Origin of the sequence: Parabacteroides faecalis, from assembly GCF_022809355.1 — a bacterium.
Classification (GTDB): domain Bacteria; phylum Bacteroidota; class Bacteroidia; order Bacteroidales; family Tannerellaceae; genus Parabacteroides; species Parabacteroides faecalis.
Map to the genome: position 1 here is coordinate 1 of NZ_JAKZMM010000045.1, position 22,903 is coordinate 22,903.

At 38.0% G+C, this 22,903-nt stretch carries 14 protein-coding genes; 12 read left to right on the plus strand and 2 right to left on the minus strand.

The genetic code is table 11. The features are described from left to right. Positions 1-86: 86 nt before the first annotated feature. The 6 genes from MUN53_RS14740 to MUN53_RS14765 all read left to right on the plus strand — a co-directional run bounded on the left by MUN53_RS14740 (position 87) and on the right by MUN53_RS14765 (position 7,456). Complete coding sequence (locus MUN53_RS14740; protein ID WP_243326283.1) at positions 87-380, plus strand: hypothetical protein; 294 nt, start codon at positions 87-89, stop codon at positions 378-380. A 12-nt stretch (positions 381-392) separates the two neighbouring features. Continuing rightward, positions 393-2,222: a glycoside hydrolase family 2 protein gene (locus tag MUN53_RS14745; protein ID WP_243326284.1), complete on the plus strand. Its 1,830-nt coding sequence runs from the start codon at positions 393-395 to the stop codon at positions 2,220-2,222. Positions 2,223-2,241: 19 nt separating this feature from the next. Then, complete coding sequence (locus tag MUN53_RS14750) at positions 2,242-3,261, plus strand: glycoside hydrolase family protein (protein ID WP_243326285.1); 1,020 nt, start codon at positions 2,242-2,244, stop codon at positions 3,259-3,261. 115 nt (positions 3,262-3,376) lie between these two features. Next, positions 3,377-5,494, plus strand: coding sequence for a right-handed parallel beta-helix repeat-containing protein (locus tag MUN53_RS14755; protein ID WP_243326286.1), 2,118 nt, complete (start codon positions 3,377-3,379; stop codon positions 5,492-5,494). A 102-nt stretch (positions 5,495-5,596) separates the two neighbouring features. Further along, positions 5,597-6,790, plus strand: coding sequence for a glycoside hydrolase family 130 protein (locus tag MUN53_RS14760; protein WP_243326287.1), 1,194 nt, complete (start codon positions 5,597-5,599; stop codon positions 6,788-6,790). 111 nt (positions 6,791-6,901) lie between these two features. Beyond that, positions 6,902-7,456, plus strand: coding sequence for an RNA polymerase sigma-70 factor (locus MUN53_RS14765; protein ID WP_243326288.1), 555 nt, complete (start codon positions 6,902-6,904; stop codon positions 7,454-7,456). A 150-nt stretch (positions 7,457-7,606) separates the two neighbouring features. Here MUN53_RS14765 and MUN53_RS14770 read toward each other — a convergent pair whose 3' ends face one another. After that, positions 7,607-7,900 carry a helix-turn-helix domain-containing protein gene (locus MUN53_RS14770; protein WP_243326289.1) on the minus strand — a complete coding sequence of 98 codons (294 nt, stop codon included), beginning with the start codon at positions 7,898-7,900 and terminating at the stop codon, positions 7,607-7,609. Next, complete coding sequence (locus tag MUN53_RS14775; protein ID WP_243326290.1) at positions 7,897-8,280, minus strand: type II toxin-antitoxin system RelE/ParE family toxin; 384 nt, start codon at positions 8,278-8,280, stop codon at positions 7,897-7,899. Before MUN53_RS14775 ends, MUN53_RS14770 begins: the two co-directional genes overlap by 4 nt. Before the next feature lie 112 nt (positions 8,281-8,392). Here MUN53_RS14775 and MUN53_RS14780 point away from each other — a divergent pair, with 112 nt between their 5' ends. The 6 genes from MUN53_RS14780 (at position 8,393) to MUN53_RS14805 (ending at position 22,831) form a co-directional block, all read left to right on the plus strand. Then, positions 8,393-9,382 carry a FecR family protein gene (locus MUN53_RS14780; protein ID WP_243326291.1) on the plus strand — a complete coding sequence of 330 codons (990 nt, stop codon included), beginning with the start codon at positions 8,393-8,395 and terminating at the stop codon, positions 9,380-9,382. Between the two features lie 85 nt (positions 9,383-9,467). Further along, positions 9,468-12,968: a TonB-dependent receptor gene (locus MUN53_RS14785; protein WP_243326292.1), complete on the plus strand. Its 3,501-nt coding sequence runs from the start codon at positions 9,468-9,470 to the stop codon at positions 12,966-12,968. Positions 12,969-12,982: 14 nt separating this feature from the next. Beyond that, complete coding sequence (locus tag MUN53_RS14790) at positions 12,983-14,695, plus strand: RagB/SusD family nutrient uptake outer membrane protein (RefSeq protein WP_243326293.1); 1,713 nt, start codon at positions 12,983-12,985, stop codon at positions 14,693-14,695. A 55-nt stretch (positions 14,696-14,750) separates the two neighbouring features. Further along, on the plus strand, positions 14,751-16,967 hold the full coding sequence (locus tag MUN53_RS14795) for a glycoside hydrolase family 3 C-terminal domain-containing protein (RefSeq protein WP_394803092.1): 2,217 nt from the start codon (positions 14,751-14,753) through the stop codon (positions 16,965-16,967). 24 nt (positions 16,968-16,991) lie between these two features. Then, positions 16,992-19,964, plus strand: a complete 2,973-nt coding sequence (locus MUN53_RS14800; protein ID WP_243326295.1) for a malectin domain-containing carbohydrate-binding protein — start codon at positions 16,992-16,994, stop codon at positions 19,962-19,964. Positions 19,965-20,317: 353 nt separating this feature from the next. Next, positions 20,318-22,831, plus strand: coding sequence for an outer membrane protein assembly factor BamB family protein (locus MUN53_RS14805; RefSeq protein WP_243326296.1), 2,514 nt, complete (start codon positions 20,318-20,320; stop codon positions 22,829-22,831). Positions 22,832-22,903 lie beyond the last annotated feature (72 nt).

The window sequence follows — 22,903 nt, forward strand, 5'->3', positions numbered from 1 at the left end:
GGTGGCTACATATTGATGTTGTGCTGTTGCTTTTTACTGAAAGCTGCTACTAACGACTCATAAATCTACCCTTAATCGTGTATTGGATGATAGTTGCGGATTTTAGGTTTACCCAAGAAGGTAAGCCGGTAAATGTCCGTCTGACGGAGTTGTTTAATGATATGCCATTAAAGGTTTGTCTGATTACGGGAAATGCGTGTGGTGAATTTGATATTCTTGTAAACGGGACTTTGGTAAGGACGGTAAATTTACTATCGGAACATTCAGCTGTAACAACGATTGATTTGGGAGTACATAAACCTGTTAATAATGCATTGGATATACAATTTGTATGTAAGAAAGCAGGTCAATTGGGAATTGATTATTTTTTGATTAAATAGGAGAGAACAAGGATGAGAAAAATAGTTTTGACATGGGTTTTGAGTATTTCAGCGTTTTTATTGTTTGCGTCAGTTCCGCGTGAGGAATATCCTCGTCCACAATTTGAACGAACGGAATGGATCAATTTGAATGGGACCTGGAGTTATCAGATAGATCCGAGTGGAACAGGCATAGAACGGAATTTTAAAGAATCCAAAGGTTTTGAAGGTAATATTTTGGTCCCCTTCTCACCAGAAAGTAAGTTGTCGGGAGTAGGATATACGGACTTCATAGAACATTTGTGGTATCAACGGAATATCCAGATACCGGCAGAATGGTCAGAGAAGAAAATCCTGCTGAACTTCGGTGGTGTCTATTATGAATCTGAAATTTATGTGGATGGGAAGTTCGTAGATCGTCATTTTGGTGGTAGTTCTTCTTTCTCAGTGGATTTAACGGATTTTGTCAAACCGGGAAATCAACATTCTCTTGTTCTATACGTCAAGAGTGACTTGAGGAATAGAATTCAGCCCGTGGGAAAGCAATCAACGCATTATTCCTCTTATGGTTGTAATTATACGAGAACGACAGGAATTTGGCAGACTGTTTGGATGGAAGCTGTTCATCCCAAAGCTTTAAAATCAGTACAGGTGATTACTGATGTAGACAATGCTCAAGTAATCGTTAATCCGATGTTTTATAGTTTAGGTGGTACAAGATTACGGGCTATCTTGCGAGATAGAGAAAAGGTTGTTGTTCAAAAGACGATTATGGCTTCGGAAAGTACTCCGCTGATTTTACCGGTGAAAAAGGCAAAACTGTGGAGCCCGGAATCTCCTTTTCTCTATGATTTAGATTATGAAGTACTGGATGAACAAGGGAATGTGATAGATCAGGTTCATTCGTATGTAGGAATGCGTAAAATTCATGCAGAAGGGAATCTGTTGTACTTGAATAATGAGCCTTATTATTTAAGGATGGTGTTAGATCAGGGCTATTATCCGGAAAGCCAGTGGACAGCTCCTTCCGATTCGGCTCTAAAGAATGATATATTGTTGTCGAAGGCTATTGGTTTTAATGGAGCCCGTTTACATCAGAAGGTGTTTGAAGAACGTTTCCATTATTGGGCAGATAAGTTGGGCTATCTTACTTGTGGAGAGATGAATAGTTGGGGACTAGATTATAATCTTCCTATTGCCGGATCGATCTTTATGCCGGAATGGTTGGAGGTGGTGAAACGAGATCGGAATCATCCGTCCATTATCATGTGGGTTCCCTTAAACGAGCAAAATAACGTGGATAAAGTTTATTTCCCTCGTTTCTCGGCACAACTCTATGATGCGACAAAATTGGCTGATCCGACACGTCCGGTGTTAACTAATTCAGGTGGTACGCATTATAAGACCGATATTGTATCGTCGCATCTGTATAATCAAGATTCTGTTTCTTTGTATAAAGATTTATGGAATGAAGGGAAATTATTCCCTGGGCATCGTTTTAATGAAGATCCTCGTGTTTTGTATAACACGGGTTCAAATTTCCGGTTTGACAATCATGAAACACGTTGGTTTGTTTATGATGGCTCATGTCCCTATTTGTTTGATGAGTTTGGCGGTGTCTCTTTCAATACGAATCAAGGAGGTTGGGGATATGGAGGATCAGCAACGGAAGAAGAATATTATAAGAAGGTTGCTTCTTTGGTGAATGTGGTTCTAAAGATGTATCCTTTTATCGGAGGTTATTGTTATACGCAATTGACGGATGTGGAGCTGGAACAAAATGGCCTTTATTATTATGATCGCCGACCTAAGTTTGATATTCAGAAATTAAGAGAGATATTTGGAAAACAACCTGAAATGTAGTTTTATTACAATGAATAATATGAAATATCTATATATAATTTGTTTTTGTTTTTTGCTTACGAGTGAATCGCTGGTATCTTTGTTTGCTCAATCCGTTCATGTTGCTCCGGCTCCTTTGTATCGTGATCCGGTGACTGACGGGGCAGCTGATCCTGTAGTTGTATGGAATCATGTAGATAAATGTTGGTGGATGTTATATACGCAGCGCCGAGCTAATTTGGATGCAGCGGATGTCGCGTATTGTTATGGAACTCAAATTGGTGTGGCCGAATCGACAGATCATGGACAAACGTGGGTATATCGTGGAACTTTGGATTTGGAATTTGAGAAAGGACATAATACATTTTGGGCGCCAGAAGTTGTATGTCAGAATGGTAAATACCATATGTTTGTGTCTTATATACAAGGAGTGAGAAATCATTGGGGAGGAACTGCCTACATTGCTCATTATGTTAGTTCCAATTTATGGGATTGGAAATATGAAGGATTGTTGAATTTGTCTTCTGGAGCTGTTATTGACGCAGCTCTTTGTCAAAAGTCAGATGGAAAATGGCTTATCTGGTATAAAGATGAATCCTCTGGTGCGCATACTTTTGTTGCAGAAAGTTCGGATTTATATAATTGGTCAAAGCCTAAATTGGCTATAGGCGGAGATGCTCATGAAGGGCCAAATATCTTTTACTTTTCAGGTTATTATTGGATGTTGACGGATGAATGGAGAGGACTTCGTTTGTATAAATCAGAAGATCTTGAGCATTGGGAAAAACAGGGGCTTATTTTGGATGGACCAAGTTCTAGGCCTGAAGATAAACCGAGTGGGGCCCATGCTGATGTTTTGGTCGTAGCGAATCGTGCCTATGTGTTCTATTTTACTCACCCTGGGCGAAAATCTCATACTGAATCTCCCATTGATTCAAATGGCGTATTGCCTTATGAATTAAGGCGTTCTTCTATACAAGTTGCACCATTGATCTATCAGGATGGCACTTTAGTTTGTGATCGGAATGGTGATTTTGACTTTTATTTACCTTCAGAATAAGTTTATAGAATGAATACTGATGGGGATATATGTTGCTATGAGAAAAATAATTTGAACTTTTCGAAGTTTACTGTTATCTTTACAATTACTTTTATGAGGAATAAAGAAACAGTATATGAAGAAGATTGTAGGAGTAAGTTTTTTATCCTTTTGGATATGTGTATGTTCTTTGGCTCAAACACAAATCTATGTTTCTCCGCGAGGAAACGATAAAGCAGAAGGAACCTTGAAGAAACCGCTACGAACGATTCAGGCGGCCGTTGATAAGGCTAGTCAGAAAAAGGATGCAGATGTAGAGATTGTATTGCGTGGCGGTGCTTATGAGCTGGATAGGACGGTGGGAATAGGAAAAGGTTTGTATGCTTCTCTGCGGATAAAACCTTATGGAAAGGAAGCCGTTTCTGTTTCGGGTGGTCGGACAATCGCTTTGAGTCGTTTGAAGAAGGTTTCGAATCCGGATGTGAAGGCTCGGTTGCAGCCTCAGGTGAGTTCCGTTGTACGCGAATTGGATTTACGGAAGTTGGGAATTGATGTGCATGGATTGCGTCCGTCGGGTTTTGGTCGTCCCAGTAGTGCAGCTTGGACCGAATTGTTCATGAACGAACAGCCTTTGCAGATTGCCCGTTGGCCGAATGATTCGACTGTCTTGATCGGGAAAGTATTGAAGGCAGGAACCGGAGAACATGTGGCAGAGGCAGAGTTGCCGGTATTCTGTTATAATGAAGATCGCCCGTCTGCTTGGAAAAATGCCGGGAAGTTCTGGATTGGAGGATATTTCGCCCATGGGTATGCGGATGATATGATACCTGTTGAAAAGATTGATCCTTCGGATAGGACAATCCATCCGGCGATGCAAACGGTCTATGGCTTTATGACGGGAGCAGACTGGCAACGTTGGTATGCGTTGAACTTATTGGAAGAATTGGATTTACCAGGCGAATATGTGATCGATGAGGAAGAAGGCAAGATGTATGCATATCCGAAAGATGCACTCACATCATTGCATGTATCGGTGTTGGATGAACCTTTGGTGGCTTTGGAGCATTGTTCGGATGTAACATTGGAAAATCTGACATTTGAATATGGACGGTATATCGGTATCTATTTGGAGGATACCAAACATGTGCGTATTCAGGGATGTACGATCCGGAATATGGGTGGTGTGGCTGTATCAATGGGAAAAGGTACATTGACTCCTGATAAAACGACCTTGAAACCTCATGCTGCAGAAGCTGGTGGAGTACCGACATCGCGTGTTGTGGGTGATTTGTTAGGAAAAGTATATCAGGATGTCTTGTTCAATCGACAGGCAGGAACGGATAATGGCGTAGTGGATTGTTATATATACCATGTCGGTGCAGGCGGTGTTAGTTTGGGTGGAGGCGATCGGGCTTCATTGACTCCGGCAAATAACTTTGTGGAGAATTGTCGGATACATGATTTTAACCGAATTGAGAAATCATATCGTCCGGGCGTGTGGATCGATGGAGTAGGAAACCGGGTTTCTCAGTGTGACATTTATAATGCGCCCAGTATGGCAATTCTGTTTCATGGGAATAACCATGTGATAGAATATTGTAAGATTACGAATGTTTGTGGCGAAGTGGATGATCAAGGGGCGATTTATTACGGACGTGATCCGTCTGAGCAAGGCAATGTCATTCGGTATTGTTATTTTCATAAGTTAAGTCCGCGTCATCGGGTAACGGCTACTTATCATGATGATGGTGCTTGTGGTGGTGAAGTCTATGGTAATATTTATCACAATGCCGGTTCTTTACCCGTATTGATCGGTGGTGGACATTATAACCATTATCATCATAATTTATTTATTGATTCACCCTGTGCCATTCATTTGGATAATCGTATGCAGAATTGGGGTACAGGAATGGTGGCTCCGGATGGAATCATTGATCAGCGTTTGAAGAAAGTTCGTCATACCGAACCTCCTTATAGCAAGGCTTATCCGAAATTGGTAAACTATTGGCAGGAAGATCCGGCTTATCCACATGGAAATCTGATTGAAAGTAATCTCTTCTATCGTATTGGTAATGTGGTCCATGGAGAGACTCAATGGGCCGAGTTTCGGAATAACTGGATAACCAATGAAGATCCGGGTTTTGTCAATCCTGACAATCCATTAGAGGGATTCAAGGCTGATGCTGATCTATTCAAGTATATTCCGGGTTTCCCTCAGTTGCCTTTTGATAAGATTGGATCGAAACTTCCGTAATGGATTGCTAAATAATTCGGATTTTATTTCTCTATCTCTGTTTTTTTGCGTTTCTTGTACACCAATTAACGTAATAGTCATTTTATTTAAGATGATAGAAAAATGAAGAGACATTTGAAACAAATCTGTTTAATGGCTTTGGTTTGTTTGGAGGCCTTTTTTCTTTCGTGCTCAGGGAAAAAGGCTGAAACAAATCAGGTCACGGCGTCTTCGACGAAGAGTAATGTATTGCCTGAATGGGCATTGGGTGGTTTTGTGAGACCGGAAGGCGTGAATCCGATCATTCAACCTCGGCCGGAAAGTAAATTCAACTGTCCGATGCGGAAAGAACCTGTCGGTTGGGAAGAAAGTGACACCTTTAATCCGGCAGCTACCCTGAAGGGTGATACGATCTGTGTGTTGTATCGGGCAGAAGATAATTCTGCTAAAGGCATTGGTATGCGTACTTCCAGAATTGGTTTGGCTGAGAGTACGGATGGTATTACGATGATCCGGCGTGATAAACCGGTGATGTATCCGGCAGAAGATAATGCCAAAGAATTTGAATGGCCGGGTGGTTGTGAAGATCCGCGTGTAGCCATGACGGAAGATGGACTCTATGTCATGTTATACACCGCTTGGAATCGGGATGTGCCCCGTTTGTCGGTTGCAACTTCCAAAGATTTGCTCACTTGGGAAAAGCATGGGCCTGCTTTTGCCAAGGCTTATAACGGGCGTTTCAAAGATATGGCTTGTAAGTCCGGTTCGATTGTAACAAAACTGGTGGATGGTAAGCAAACGATCGCTAAGGTAAATGGGAAATATCTGATGTATTGGGGAGAACACATGGTGGCTGCTGCTACTTCCGATGACTTGATCCATTGGGAACCGGTGTTGGATGATCAAAACGAGTTGCTTGGACTTATTTATCCTCGGGAGAAATACTTTGACAGTGCTTTGACCGAATGTGGTCCTCCGGCAGTGATTACGGAAGATGGTATTCTTTTATTATATAATGGAAAGAACGAAACCAACGAGAAACGGGATCCTCGCTTCAATGCCGGTACATACAGCGCTGGTCAGGTCTTGTTCGATCTTCAGCATCCTTATCAGGCGATCGGACGATTGGATGTTCCATTCTTCCGACCTATGGCAGACTTTGAAAAGAGTGGTCAGTATGTGGATGGAACAGTCTTTATTGAAGGCTTGGTCTTCTTTAAAGGGAAATGGTATTTATATTATGGTTGTGCCGATTCAATGGTAGGCGTGGCTGTTTATGATCCACAGAACAAAGCCGAAGGGGATATATTACCTTGATTAGGAAAAACGTCAGTTACTCCGATTACTTCGAGTAGCTGACGTTTTTTTCTTATGAAAAGATTTTCATTTTTCTGAAAAAATTTACTTCTTTTGTAGGTTTGTTGGCCTATGGAGAAAACAGAAGTACATATCTTGACAGAAATCGCAGCCGGAAATATCCAAGCATTCGAGCAGTTATTCTTTCGATATCAGCCGAAGCTGGTTTGTTTCCTGACGGGTTTGACGCATGATTCGGAATTAAGCCGTGACATGGCGCAAGAGATGTTCCTCTCTATTTGGAAAGACCGCGAGAAACTGGCACAGGTGGAGTCTATTTCTGCCTATCTTTATCAAATGGCCCGCTATAAAGTATATGATTACTTTGATCATCTGGCTGTGATCGAACAGTATGCCCATGAATATTTGGAAAATGCCTCCGAAGCAGAGTCGGAAGAAGAACAATTGTTTGCCCGTGAGCTTCAGACGATGATTCAAGCGGCTGTTCAGCAAATGCCACCCCAACGTCAATTAGTTTATCGGATGAGCAGGGAAGAAGGCTTGTCCAATGATGAAATAGCTCTCCGTCTGCATATCAGCAAACGAACCGTAGAGAATCACCTGACGGCTGCATTGGCCATCTTGCGTAAGGTCGTATATTTATGGCTGCTCTTCACGTTTCGATAATATCCCTTAATGAAACTCGTTAGAATTAAAAACGAAAGCTACGGGAATCGATAATGAATCTCGTTAGAAACCTTCCAAAGACTTTGCCTTTTCTTTTACAGATAATACGCTTTTAGAAAAAGACTGGAGAATTTTGAACAGGAATTGGAATTATATATTTAACTCTATATTCAGTTTTCCACCAAGCCCTTTTTCTACAATTTCACGGAGTGTTTTGATAGTCAGGTTACTTCCATCATTTTCTACTCTAGATATAAAAGATCTTTTTTTATGAATGCGTTCAGCTAATTCTTCTTGCGTTAAATCTAGTTTAATTCTTGCATTCTTAACTTGGTAGCCAATCATTAAATCTGCTAGTTCCTTTTCATAAGCAGTTCTTTCTGGTGTCCCTTTTTTCCCAATATACTTATCTTCAAGTTCTGATAATGTTTTTATATTTTTCATTCTTGATCCTCCAAATTTTTTTCATTAAAATACTCATTCTTTAGTCTTTCGGCTCTTTTTATTTCTTCAGAAGGTGTTTTTTGTGTTTTCTTTTGAAAACCACTTAATAGGACTATTAATTTCCCTTCGTCAAAGAAACAAAATATTCGAAATATATCACTACCAAACATTATTCGTATTTCAAATAGTCCATCTGTACCTTCTATGTATTTTAGATAAGTAGAAGGTATACGTTCTATTTGTTCAATAATTCGTAAAGTTTGAAATATCTTCTTAATGACTTTAGGCCGTTGTTGGCTTACAAAGTCTTCAAAATAACTTTTATATGATATAATGGTTCTATATTTCTGCATGTTGCAAATGTAACGTAAAAGTAACATAAATCAAAGCAATTAAGAAAAAATAGATGTTGTTGTTTTTTTAACAAAAAAATCTCCATTTGGCTTGTGTGTGTTTCGGGGTTGAACCTACTAACGTATAAAAGCAGATAATATGGAAGCATACGAATCAATTAAAAAGTTATTCCAACTATATGTTGGGAAGCGTTTTTCCAAAGAAGGGAAAGCCCTGTTTGGAAAATGGTTGCGTGCGGAACAAGATCAGGAGATTAAAGAACATCTGTTGCGGCAACATTGGGAAACAGTAACGGGTGAGATATCAGCAGATACGTGGGAAGATTGGAATCGGTTGCGATCTCAGCTGGGTACATCTTTCCACCGGAAAAAGCAAATCCAGCTGATGTGGTTGAAATATGCTGCTGTGGTGACTTTGTTTTTGGTTTCTGTGGGTGGAACCTATTGGATAACGGAGCAACATACGTTACGCCAGTCGGTTGAAATGGCTGAATTGTTTGTTCCTTATGGCGAGACCCGTGAAATTCAGTTACCGGATAGTTCCCGTGTGTGGGTGAATGCCGGATCAACCATGCTGTATCCGAAGGATTTTCGGAAGATGGATTCCCGTACAATCTATCTGACGGGTGAAGCTTCTTTTCAGGTTTATAAAAACAAGAAGAAACCGTTTATCGTCAAGACTTCCGGTGTGGATGTCCAAGCTTTGGGAACTGTTTTTACTGTAAAATCGTATGCGGGTGAAGATTATACGACTACCACGTTGGAAGAAGGTAGTGTGAAAGTCAGTCTGAAGGATGGAACGACGCAGTCGTATGTACTGAAGCCCAGTGAGCAATTGGTGTATTCGCATCGAGATCATAGCGTGCAACGAAATCGGGTAGATCTGTCTTTGTATAAGATGACACGCGAAGGCTATCTGATTTTCGAGGATGTTCCTTTCTGGCAACTCGTTTCGACGCTGGAAAAGAAATACGGAGTTACGTTCCAATACAATGTAACCCGTTATGGGAACGATTTGTATCATGTGAAGTTTGCCCCGGATGAAACGATTGAGGATGTCATGGAAATCCTGCATCAGCTGATGGGCATACAGTATGCAATTAAAGAAAATAATATCATTGTCAAATAATAAAAAAGGAGGATATCATGAAAAAAAGAAAAACCGGAAAGAATAGCGGCCAACTTCCCTTTCCGGTATTTGAAACCCTAGTCTTTTGCGTTCAACAGAACAGGAGAAATCAATCAAATTTCTAATACTAAAATTTCAAATGTACAAATTTATGAATTTATCAAATCTAATGCCAGGAGAGAGTAGAAAAAAAATATCCCGGCTGCTGTGTGTGACAGCATTATCAACATGTAGCGTATTCGCTTACGCGCAACAACAACAAGTCAAACTGACCGGAAGTAATCTTCCGTTGAAAAGCGTCTTCAAACAAATCGAAAAGCAAACGGATCTTTCCATCGACTACAGATCGCAGGATGTCGATGATTCTCGTATTGTGAAACAGATGCCGAAGGCAACCACCGTGCAACAAGCCATGAATCAACTGCTGGCTGGTACAGATTGTGTAGTGACTTTCAGTAACGGACACATCATCATCAAGAAACAAGCATCTAATACTACTAACCAGCAATCCAAACTGGTAAAAGGAACCATTGTAGATGCTACCGGCATGCCGGTAATCGGCGCCAATGTGATGGTAAAGGGAACTACCAATGGAACCATTACTGATATGGACGGTAATTTCTCGTTGGAAGCAGATAATAATGCCATCCTTGTTGTATCTTACATTGGATTTGCCAATCAGGAAATAAAAGTAGGTAATCAGACAAATTTGGCTATTACCATGAAAGAAGATGCGGAAGCTTTAGATGAATTGGTGGTTGTGGGGTATGGAACACAGAAGAAAGTGAATTTGACGGGGGCGGTAGCCTCTATTTCTTCTGAAGAAATACAAAGTCGTCCTATTACAAATGTTACTCAAGCTTTACAAGGAATTACTCCGGGTTTAAATATTACGGCGTCGGATACTTATGGAGGGGAAGTTGGGAGTCCAATGGATATGAATATCCGAGGAGTTGGCTCTTTGACTGAAGGATCAGGAAAACCTTATGTATTAGTCGATGGAGTTCCTATGGATTTATCATTAGTGAATCCTAATGATATAGAAAATATATCTGTATTAAAGGATGCTGCGTCTGCAGCTATTTATGGTGCTAGGGCAGCTTATGGTGTGATTTTAGTAACTACAAAGTCTGGATCAAAAGGAGAAAAATTTCAAATTTCGTACAATGCGAATTTTGGTTGGAAAACACCTACGATGCTTCAGAAAACATCTAATGCTTTAGATTATGCTAATGCTGTTAATGAGTCGTGTAGGAATTCAGGAATCTCTCCATTGTATTCTGATGAAGTTGTCGAGTTGATTAAACAAAATATAGCTTCAGGAGGAACAATGGCGGGTATTTTACCAGATCCTACTAGCCCCAATAAATTTGGTGAGTACGATCAGACTTATGCCAATACTGATTGGACAAAAGTATATTATAAAGATTGGGCTTTTCAAAATAGCCATGATATATCTATTTCTGGTGCTACTGATAAATCCAATTATTATGCTGGTTTAGGTTACACATCACAGGATGGACAATTAAATTTCTTTGACGAGAATTATAAACGATATAATGTTACGGTTAATAATAGTACTCAATTAACAAAATGGTTAAAGTTTAAACTGAATTCAAAATTTGCATATAGTAAGAAAAATGTACCAGTTGGTTATGGTGGTACAGATAGAACTGTGAATTATCATATGATGGCACGTGCGTATCCTACGTTGCCAGTATATAATCCTAATGGAGATTTTACAGAATCTTGTAACGTAGCGCAAATTTTGTCTGAAGGAGGATCTGAAAAAGAGTCAACTACAACTGTTTATATTACTCCAAGTTTTGAAATAAATGTGTTGGATGATTTAAAAATTAATGGCGATTTTACTTATAACTACGTAGGTTCTGATAGAGATACTCATTTTGCCAAAGTTAATGTAGGTAATGTAGATGGGACAACAACACACTTACATCATGCCAATAACTTTAATAAAATAGAAGAAGAACAGTCTTCGGTGACGTACACAACTGGTAATATATATGCTAGTTATGCAAAAGATTTTAATAAACATCATATTGATGCATTAGTTGGTGGACAGATAGAATATAATAGTACAAAGAATTTAATTGGTTCTAAACGAGATTTGATAACGGATGAAGTCCCTTCTATTGGTACGGCAACGGGTTTGACAGACTTAAGAGATGAAATGTCAGAATGGTCCACTTTAGGAAGTTTTATTCGATTAAATTATTCATTTGATGATCGTTATATGCTTTCTTTTAATGGCCGATATGATGGATCATCTCGATTTAGATCTGGAAAGCAATGGGGATTTTTCCCCTCTTTCTCAGGTGCATATAATATGCATAGAGAAAAATTTTGGGAACCTATATCACCTTATGTTAATACGTTTAAACTACGAGCTTCGTATGGTACTTTAGGAAATCAGGAAGTTCCTAATTACTTGTTTTATGAAACAATTCCAGTGAAAACGAATCTGTCTTATATTATTAATGGTGCAAGACCTATTTATACGCAAACTCCAGATTTAGTAAGTTGGAATTTAACATGGGAAGAATCTCGAACATTGAATGTTGGAGGTGATATTTCATTTTTGGATAATCGTTTGTCTGGAAGTTTTGATTGGTATACGCGTGAAACTGTTAATATGTTTGGACCCGCAGAAGCCCTTCCTGCTGTGTTAGGGAAAGATGCTCCAAAAATGAATAATGCTTCGTTGAGGACAACAGGTATTGAATTAAGTTTAACATGGAAACAACATGTAAATGATGATTTCAGTTATTCAATAACAGGTACTCTATCGGATAATCAGACTGAAGTAACAAAATATAATAACCCAACTAAAATTATCTCAAGTAGTACTTATTATGAGGGACAAAAATTAGGAGATATATGGGGATATGTGACAGAAGGATTCTTTACTAGTCCTGAAGATGTTAAAAACTCACCGGATCAATCTGCAATTTATGCAACATGGAATCCTGGAGATATGAAATATAAGGATTTGAATGGTGACAACAAAATCGACTGGGGAGACAATACTGCTGTAAATCCTGGAGATAAAAAAGTAATAGGAAATGACACACCTCGTTTCTTATATGGTCTGTCTTTTTCTGGTATATATAAAGATTTTGATTTTAATCTATTTTTCCAAGGTGTTGGAAAGCGTGATGTCTTTATTGGTTCAATGACTTATTTTGGTTTTCAAGGAAGTAAGTTTTTTACTACGGTTCATGATCATAATTTGGATTATTGGAGAGAGGATAATCAAGATGCATTCTTTGCTCGTCCTTATGCTACAAGTGAAGTGGATAAAAATCAACAAGTTCAATCTCGTTTTATCCAAAATGGCGCTTATTTGCGATTAAAGAATTTGCAAATAGGTTATACACTTCCTAAGCATTTGTTACAGAATACCGGAATTGATAGGTTGCGCTTTTATTTTAGCGGAGAGAATTTATTAACCTTTACAAAATTAATGGATGGAATCGATCCTGAAGCCACTGGTGGTAATTATGGTGATGGTAAATCGTATCCTATGTCTTTAGTTTGTTCATTTGGTGTAAATGTTTCATTTTGATAAGATTTAAAAGTATGAAAAATAAAATAAGTATTTGTTTAATAGGAATAGCAACATTCTGTGTGAGTTGTGATTCTTTTTTGGAAAGAGAACCTTTAGATAAAATTAGTAGTGAAGTTTATTTTAAAACTTCAAAAGATCTAGAATTATATGTTAATCAATTTTATACTGCTTTCCCTGGCTATGGTGGATATGATGCTGGTCCTTTTTGGACAGATAAAAATAGTGATAATTTAATTCCAGAAACATATGATTCGCGTTTAGCAGGTTATACGACAATTCCTGGTAATGCTAGCGATGCTGGATGGAATTGGGGGGATATTCGTTCCGTTAATTATATGTTAGCTAATTTGGGACATATAGAAGGATCGATGGAAGAAGCACAACCTTTTATAGGGGAAGCTTACTTTTTCAGATCCTATTTCTACTATTCTCTTTTGACAAAATTTGGAGATTTACCTTGGGTAAATAAACCGTATAATACAGATTCAGAAGAATTGTATAATCCACGTGTGCCGCGAAATGTAATTGTTGATTCTATGTTGGTTGATTTGGATCGAGCGATAGAATATATTCCTTTAAAAAAGGATGTAGAGGAAGGGCGTTTGTCTAAAGAAGCCGCATTACTTTTTAAATCAAGGGTTGCTTTATTTGAAGCCTCTTGGGAGAAATACCATAATGGGACTCGTTTTGGTGTTGAGAATCCAGATTTTGATAAGTATTATCGTATTGCGGCTGATGCAGCTTTACAAATTATGAAAGAAAATGCATTTTCTTTATATACGACAGGAGATCCAAAAACATCTTATTATCAATTGTTTAATAAGGTAAGTTTTGCTGATAATCCAGAAGTGATATTAGCTCGGACCTATTCTGTTGCTTTGGGACTTACACATCGTGCACAGAATTATCTCCTATATAGAGGTTCTCAACTTGGTCTCAGTAAAGATTTGGTAGACGATTATCTTTGTGTAGATGGAAAACCAACAGCTGCACATTTGGATTTTTCAGACAAGGATCTTCTTTCTATTGTAAAAAATCGTGATCCTAGGTTGGCTCAAACCATGTGGATTCCTGGAGATCTTCGTATTGGAACAGGTGATGAGTTAGTTTATTTTGAAAAACCGTTCATTGATATGACTGGTGCTTATAAATGTATTACAGGTTTCCAATTAAAAAAGGGCTCAGATCCTTATACTGTTGATACGGAAAATGCAGAAACTGGTGCTATAGCATTCCGTTATGCTGAAGCATTATTGAATTATGCTGAAGCCAAAGCAGAATTAGGAGAATTAACACAAGAAGATGTAGATAAGACGATAAATCTACTTAGACAACGTGTAGGTATGGCTGATTTAAAGATAGATGCAATTGTAAAAGATCCTAATTGGCAATTTCCTGAAATATCTCCTTTATTGAATGAAATTAGAAGAGAACGTAGAGTGGAATTGGCCTGTGAGGGGTATCGTCTGGATGATTTATTACGTTGGCGAGCTCATGAATTATTTATGAATAAACGACCTAGGGGGGTTTATTTCAACCAATCTGATTTTCCGGAAATGGTTCCGAATAAAGATATTTTATTGGATGAGGAAGGTTATGTTGATCCATATAAACAGTCTTTACCCAATGGTTATCAATTTAATCCAGAGAGGGATTATTTATTACCATTACCAACATCAGAATTGGTTCTTAATTCTAATTTGAAACAAAATCCTGGGTGGTAAAATTGTAAATCATATAGAGGCTATAGTTTTAACTATAGTCTCTATGAATTGATATATGAATATGAAAAGATTTTTTTTGTTACTTATTTTAGTTTTTAATGTTTATTTATTTCAGGCACAAGATTCCAAATATCCATTCCAAAATCCATCATTGCCAGTAGAAGAACGTGTTGAAGACCTGATTTCACGTTTGACATTGTCAGAGAAAGTACAAATGATGAAACATCAGTCTCCGGCTATTGAACGTTTAGGAGTGCCAGCTTATGATTGGTGGAACGAAGCATTACATGGAGTGGCCAGGACACAAGAGAAAATGACGGTATTTCCTCAGGCTATAGGATTGGCAGCTACGTTTGATGTAGAGGGATTACAAAAAACGGCTGATATGATTTCTTCAGAAGGGAGAGCTTTATTTAATGAGGACATTAAAACAAATAAAACGGGAAGCCGTTACAGAGGATTGACTTATTGGACTCCCAATGTGAATATATTCCGTGATCCGCGTTGGGGGCGGGGGCAAGAGACGTATGGAGAAGATCCTTATCTTACTTCGCAAATGGGTATGGCTATGGTTCGTGGACTTGAGGGAAACGATCCAAAATATTTGAAATCTGTAGCTTGTGCCAAACATTATGCAGTTCATAGCGGACCAGAGCATAATCGACATTCTTTTAATGCCCAAGTAGATGCATACGATTTGTGGGATACGTATTTGCCTGCATTTCAAGCATTGGTGACAGAGGCTAACGTACATGGTGTGATGTGTGCCTATAATCGTTTGGATGGTCAGCCTTGTTGTGGACATAATGAATTGTTGCATGATATCCTTCGCAATCAATGGGGATTTAAGGGCTATGTAACATCAGACTGCTGGGCCTTGAGAGATTTTGCTCATAATCATAAAACCCATGCGAACGATATTGAGGCTGTAAGTGATGCGGTGTTGAAGGGAACTGACTTGGAATGTGGAGATTTGTACCAATTGCTGGAACAAGGTGTTAACCAGGGAATTATATCTGAACGTTCAATTAATGTTTCTTTGAAGCGGTTGTTGACGATTTTATTTAAAATTGGACTATTTGACCCGGAAAGTGATCATCCATATATGTCAATAAACAGAACTGTCATAGAATGTCCCGAACATAAACAACAAGCCTATGAGATGGCTTGTAAATCGATGGTTTTGTTAGAAAACAAGAATCATATATTACCCTTGAATCCCAACAAATTGAAACGTATTGCAGTTATTGGACCGAATGCAAATAATGAACAGACATTGTTAGGGAATTACAATGGTGTGCCTAGTGAAATCATCACACCTGTGGAAAGCTTAAAGAAACGTTTGGCTGGTAAAGCAGAAATAGATTACATGCAAGGAGTAGATTTTGTTCGTCCTTTAAAAGAGGCCCCATCATTTCAAGAAGTAGCATCCAGAGCCAAAAAGGCGGATGTTATTCTATTTGTATCGGGTATCAATGCCAATTATGAAGGGGAAGGGAGTGATGTTGGTGCAGACGGTTATGTCGGTTTTGCCAGTGGTGATCGTACAACATTACAACTTCCTCCTGTTCAAATCGAATTGATGAAAGAATTGAAGAAGACAGGTAGACCATTGATCCTTGTCAATATGTCAGGGTCTGTAATGAGTTTTGATTGGGAAGGTCGGAATGCGGATGCGATCTTGCAATGCTGGTATGGAGGCCAATCGGCTGGCGATGCCATTATTGATATCCTTTTTGGAGAATATAATCCTTCAGGTCGTATGCCGCTGACGACGTATATGAACGATGAGGATTTACCTCCATTCGAGGATTATTCGATGCAGAATCGTACTTATCGTTATTTCAAAGGAGATGTAAGATATCCGTTCGGGTATGGACTTAGCTATACGACCTTCTCTTTCTCAGAATGTTCGGTTGATACAACATTGAGTACGGGGAAAAAAATCCTTTATAGAGTGAATGTGACAAACACAGGGAAACGGGCCGGAGATGAAGTTGTTCAATTGTATGTATCCCACCAAGCAAATAAAAATAAACGCCAGCCCATCTGTGCCTTAAAAGGATTTAAACGAGTCTCTTTACAACCTGGTGAAACAAAAGAAGTAATGTTTGAATTATCTCCCAAAGAATTGGCTTTAGTCAATCAGCAAGGTGAACTGTTACAACAAGCTGGCCATGTGGATGTCTATATTGGTGGTGGACAACCTTATAAATCTGAAGGTGTTTTTTATCCATTGACTGTGACAGGGGATGTTTATAAAGTATATTAATGTTTCAATTAGAGGTAAATGAATATGAAATTGATTTATATAAGTTTTTTCCTCTTGCTTCCTTTTTTCTATATACAAGCAGGGGAACCTCAAAAGATACAATTACCAGAAAATCCGTCACGGGTAATGACTTATTCTGCAAAAGAATTGCAGAAATATATTTGGTTGCGGTGTAATAAACTATTACCTGTAGAAGAAGGAATTTCGAATAAGCATGAAAAATACATGATTTGTTTGCAAATAGATTCTGTGTCCTTAGGACAGGAAGAGTATTTGATAAATAAGCAACAAGAAAACTTATATATACATGGAGGTTCAGAAGTTGCTCTTTTATATGGAGTATATACTTATGCTGAACATTTAGGTGTACGCTTTGCGTTACATGGAGATATATTGCCTGATGAAAAATTTAACAAGTCTTTATTCGACTGTCCCGAGATAAAAGGAAAACCTTTATTTGAGAAAAGAGGATTACTTCCATTTCATGATTTTCCGGAAGGTCCAGATTTATGGGATGAAGACATGTATAAATCATGTATAACGCAGATGATAAAAATGAAGTTGAACTTTTTCTCTTTGCATACATATCCTCACGTAGAGGCAAATGTTTGGATAGGTTTGTCAGAAGACGTATTACCCAATGGGGATGTATCATATTCTTATCCGACATCTTTGGCGAATACTGCAAGAAGTACCTCTTGGGGATATTCTGCTATGAATACGAGAGATTACAGTAGTGGAGCAGCTTCGTTATTTTCGGATTCAGTATACATGAGTCCTTTATTAGGTGGAATTCCATGGCCGAAAGATTCAGAGCAAATGAATGGTGTATTCAATCGAACAGGGAATTTGTTTGATCAGGTGTTTTCATTGGGGAAAAGCCTGGGAGTTCAATTCTGTGTTGGTTTAGAAAGCCCTATATCTATACCGGGTCCGGTACGGGAACGTTTAAAACAAAAAGGAATAAATCCGGATAGCAACGAGGCTGTTTACGAATTATATAAAGGTATATTTACTCGAATTAAAAGAGCACACCCGTTGGATTATTTTTGGTTATGGTCTCCGGAAGGTTGGACGTGGGGAACTCCAACAAAAGCTTCTGTCGAAGCGACAATAACGGATATAAATATAGCCAGAAGAGCATTAAACGAAGTATTACCTTCTTGTGGTTTTGGAGTAAGTGGTTGGGTGATTGGGCCACCTGATAATAAATGTCTGTTTGATACGGTATTGCCTAAAACAGATTTCATTTCATCACTAAGTAGATTATGCGGTCAGGAACGATTGGACTTAGGTTATCATCAATTGCCAGAAGACCGTTTTTCTTTCCCGATATTATGGATGGAGGATGATCCAGCGTTGACAACTCCTCAGTTTTGGGTGGGACGCTTGCGTAGTGATTTAGCTGAAAGTTATGGAGCAGGAAGTAAAGGAGTCAATGCTAATTTTTGGAGAACATCTTCAATAGCCCCTAATTTGATGGCCTATGCACAAGGTTGTTGGGAACAAAAAGAATGGAATCCTTTTTGGGGTAAAGAATATCAGGTTCAGTTGACAAAAAGTGACCTACGAAAAGGTGGAATAGGACAGAACTATTATAAACATATAAAAGGAACAGAAGATCAATACCTTTACAATACTCAAAGATATGATATAAAGGGATATCGAATCAATCTTCCGAATGGAAATTATCGGGTTACTTTCTTGTTTAGTGAAACAAAATATAAAGAACCTGATAAACGTGTGTTTGACATTGCTTTAGAAGGAGAAAAACTACTTCAAGGAATAGATGTCTATAAGTTGGTGGGTAGTGATACGGTTTGTCAGGTGGTATCACCTGATTTTCGGGTTGATGATTTTACTTTGGATATTGATATTGAACCCCTAAAAGGAGAGACTTTCCTATCAGCTTTCATTATAGAAGGTATGACTGATGATGTGAATCAAATAAAAGGAGAACCTTATAGACGTTGTATAGACGTTGGAGGTGGTTTATATAAAGATTTTGAAGCGGATTTAAATGAATTTGAAAGTAACGCCCCAGAAATAAAGCGGGATTTATCTTGTTTTTCATTTTATTTGGATTATGCTCAAGTTATGTTTGGTAAAGAAGCAGCGAAAGAGATTGCCCGAATATTTGAATCAGTGGATGGAACTGTTGGTAATGAGGGTTTTCGAAATTTTAAGATGCCTCGCCCAGCCGCTTGGATAACAGGTCCAGGTGTTATTAATCCGAATGAAAAGAGCTGGCAAGAAGAATCTATAAAGTATGCATTTGTAGATTCCTTGAATATTTTACGTGATAGAATCTCAGGCAAAGGAAATTTGGAGCGATTCGATTATTGGTTGAATACATTTAAATACTTACGTTCTATGGGGCAATTGGGATGTGTTCGGGGGGAATTAGATAAAAAGATGAAGGAAATGTCTAATTATTCCCATTTAGAACAAAAATCTTTTGTTTCGGATCAGATATTACCCCTTCGAATTCAGTTATCCAGATTGTGGGAAGAAATGTTGGGGTATTTGATTCAAACAGTAAATACAACAGGCGAATTGGGGACTGTTATCAATTTAGAATCACAAACTCGTAAGACATACTCTTTCTTAAACAAATATGATAAGGATATAGAAACCATTTTAGGGGAAAAGTTACCCTCAACAGTTTGTTTATCTGAAGTATATTCAGGATCACCAAGAATGTTTGTTTTGAATGAACGAAGTATGCTTGAAAAAGGAGAAGCCTATACGTTAAAACTTCATGTGTTAGGTTCTGATAAAATGGATAAAGAACCGATTCTTTATTACAGAGAATTAGGGACAAAGAAATTCAAGAAAGTGGTGATGGAGAAAAAAACAGATAGATATTTTGAGATACAGATTCCAAATAGAGAGAATCGAACATTGGAATACTATATTGAAACTAAATTTACAACTCAAACAGTTCGTTATCCAGTATCTGCTCCTCAATGTAATAAAACATGGGTTTATTATTGACTCTTAGAATTTTATTAAGTAAAGTATGTAGAGAATAGTCTGTACTTTTTATTGATTGATCATTAATGATATTTTTATTGTAACATTTAAGTTGTATTTATACTGAAGGATCTATATTAAGTAGGTTTCTGAGAAGCAAATCGGAGTAATACCTGAGTTGATAGGAGAGGCTGTAAAATATATATGGTACAATTACTATTGAAGGTATGTTTTTGAAATCTAGTGAGATTAATATGGATAAGAACTAGATCTATGTTATTTTAACAGCTATTTTAAGATTAAATAGACGGAATGGTAGGTCTTTTGATTTGTATCCGTAAAATGGTGTGATTAATTATAGTAAGTGAATAGAAATGAGAAAATTAGGCATGGATAAGAAATGGTTTCATCTAGTAATATTCCTTTTAATATGTGGAAAAGCATTAGCCTCTTATAGTGGATATGTTTATGTAGATAGGAATGGAAATCAGCAATATGATGAAGGTGAGCAGCCTTTAACTAAAGTTTCGGTTTCTGATGGATTGAATGTGGTACAGACTGATGCGGAAGGACGATTTGAGTTACCAGGGTATACTGAAGCGAGATTTGTGTTTATAACGATACCGAGTGGTTATCGGGCATTTACTTATTATCAACGAATCCAATCTGAACAAACTTCGTATGATTTTGGGTTGCAGCGGGTAAATTCGAAGGTCGTACAGAAGGATGGAACTCATCGTTTTATTCATATATCGGATACGCATATGTTTGATGAATATCGAACGGCTTCGGACGGATATGCTTTAAGCGTAGAACATTTACGGGAGTACGTTGAAAATGAGGATATCGCTTTTGTGATTCATACTGGTGATGTTGCTCGAGAAGGTTTTGCTTCGTATAAAGACTTTCTGAACAATGAGAATATGCCTACATCTCAGATGTTTTATTGTGTGGGTAACCATGATTTGGGCGAAGGTAAATATGGAGAAGAATCTTTTGAGAAGTATTTTGGACCCACATATTATTCTTTTGAAGTAGGAAATATTCATTATATTGTAACGCCGATGGCTTATGGTGATGGGAAACCTACTTATACGAATGAAAGTATTGGTGAATGGTTGAAGAATGATTTGAAGTATGTTTCTGAAGGGAAACCTATTATTGCGTTTAATCACAGTGTAATGAGTGCAGATGGCCATTTTCGGTTTGGAAGTGAAAAAAAAGGATATATAGATTTGTCCAATTATAATTTAAGAGCTTGGATTTATGGTCATTGGCATCATGATCGAATGTATTATCATGATGACTCTGATGTATTAATGATTTGTTCTCCTGGAAATATAAGAGGCTCGTATGATCATTCTCCATCATCATTTCGAGTTTTAACAGTCAATCCAAAAGGAGATTTAAAATCTGATATTCGATATCCGTATATTTACAATTCATTACAAATAGCTTCTATTGATAATGGAAAGGCTACGGTCACTTCTCATGGAAGTCTTCCTTTGTCAGTAAATACATATTCGGCAGTATCTTCGACGAAGAAAGTCTCCTATTGTTGTTATTTTCAAGGAAAACCTTGTGGAAAAGAATTGCCGTTAAAGCAACAAACGGATTTTTCATGGTATGCAGAGATAAAGCTTCCTGAATATTTGAATGGACAATTGGTGACAGTGAAAGTTATTTCAGAATTTGCAAATGGAGAAGTGGCTGTGAAGAATGTAACTTTCCGTTATGACAGAACACAATCTGTACCAATTAAGCTGGGTGCTGATTGGACTAATTTCCTACAGACATCTGGTCACGTTCCTTACCAACATAAAGGTTTCCAAACTCCATTACAATTGGCTTGGATACAAAATGTTGGGGCAAATATTTATTTTACATCGCCGCTAGTGTATAAGGAAAATGTGTATATAGCTTCAATGGATGATAATGAAAAAGGTGAGGCCTCAATGATTTGTATGGATGTTCGGCAAGGTACAATTCGCTGGAAATATAAATTACGCCACTCTGTGCGTAGTAGTATTGCTGCTGCGGAAGGATGCGTTTTTGCCCAAGATGTGAATGGATGGTTATACGCTTTAGATGCAGAAACGGGACATCTTGTTTGGGAAAAAGATCTGAGAATGAATAAACAGGTCCCATTGAACGATGGTTTAGTAACGGATGGAGAAATCCTTTATGCCGGAACCGGACGTACATTGAGCGCGTTTCAGGCGAAAAGTGGAAAGTTGATTTGGCAAAATAAAGATTGGGATACGGAGCATGGGACGGTCTCAACTTTTTCCGTACAGGATGGTGTGATTATAGGTCATGCTTTTTGGGAAGCGACATATGCGAATGATACTCGTACAGGACGTAAGTTATGGAGTAAAGGAATCGGTTTTGGTAGTCCTGTTGCTTTGTATAATGGATTAGCATATTATATATCTAATACCGATAATAGTCTTTCTGTTGTAGAAGCAAAAACAGGAAAGCGAATTGTTCGTAAATCATTTGATTTTGCATTGCATAATCTTTCTGTACCCTTGATAACAGAGCAGGAAATTATCTTTGGAACAGCAGAACAAGGTGTGATTGCAGTAGATCGAGAAACATTGGAGGAAAAGTGGCGATTCCGTACAGGACGTGCTATGATTTATACAGTTCCAACATTAGGAGATCCAGCTTCTCCTGTTGAGTGTAGCCCTGTTTTAGTAGGTGATGTCGTATATATAGGTGCTTCTGATGGTTATTTATATGGATTGGATCGAAAAACAGGTCGTATGCTGTGGAAACATACAATGGGAGCTCCAGTTTTAGGGAGTGTAGCTGTATCTGGAAATGCTTTGTTTGCAGTAGATTTTTCAGGAAATGTTTATAGTTTTGTTTCTGGTATCAGATAAAGAGGAAATAGATCTACATATTCAGAATAAGGACGAATAATAATATATATCTTAGCAAACCTGGAAAAAATA

Excerpts from the sequence above, each read along its gene's own strand:
- MUN53_RS14760 (WP_243326287.1), top strand. The coding sequence starts at position 5,597 with ATGAAGAGACATTTGAAACAAATCTGTTTAATGGCTTTGGTTTGTTTG.
- MUN53_RS14790 (WP_243326293.1), top strand. The coding sequence starts at position 12,983 with ATGAAAAATAAAATAAGTATTTGTTTAATAGGAATAGCAACATTCTGT.
- MUN53_RS14745 (WP_243326284.1), top strand. The coding sequence starts at position 393 with ATGAGAAAAATAGTTTTGACATGGGTTTTGAGTATTTCAGCGTTTTTA.
- MUN53_RS14780 (WP_243326291.1), top strand. The coding sequence starts at position 8,393 with ATGGAAGCATACGAATCAATTAAAAAGTTATTCCAACTATATGTTGGG.
- MUN53_RS14795 (WP_394803092.1), top strand. The coding sequence starts at position 14,751 with ATGAATATGAAAAGATTTTTTTTGTTACTTATTTTAGTTTTTAATGTT.
- MUN53_RS14805 (WP_243326296.1), top strand. The coding sequence starts at position 20,318 with ATGAGAAAATTAGGCATGGATAAGAAATGGTTTCATCTAGTAATATTC.
- MUN53_RS14800 (WP_243326295.1), top strand. The coding sequence starts at position 16,992 with ATGAAATTGATTTATATAAGTTTTTTCCTCTTGCTTCCTTTTTTCTAT.
- MUN53_RS14755 (WP_243326286.1), top strand. The coding sequence starts at position 3,377 with ATGAAGAAGATTGTAGGAGTAAGTTTTTTATCCTTTTGGATATGTGTA.
- MUN53_RS14775 (WP_243326290.1), bottom strand. The coding sequence starts at position 8,280 with ATGTTACTTTTACGTTACATTTGCAACATGCAGAAATATAGAACCATT.
- MUN53_RS14770 (WP_243326289.1), bottom strand. The coding sequence starts at position 7,900 with ATGAAAAATATAAAAACATTATCAGAACTTGAAGATAAGTATATTGGG.
- MUN53_RS14740 (WP_243326283.1), top strand. The coding sequence starts at position 87 with ATGATAGTTGCGGATTTTAGGTTTACCCAAGAAGGTAAGCCGGTAAAT.
- MUN53_RS14750 (WP_243326285.1), top strand. The coding sequence starts at position 2,242 with ATGAAATATCTATATATAATTTGTTTTTGTTTTTTGCTTACGAGTGAA.
- MUN53_RS14765 (WP_243326288.1), top strand. The coding sequence starts at position 6,902 with ATGGAGAAAACAGAAGTACATATCTTGACAGAAATCGCAGCCGGAAAT.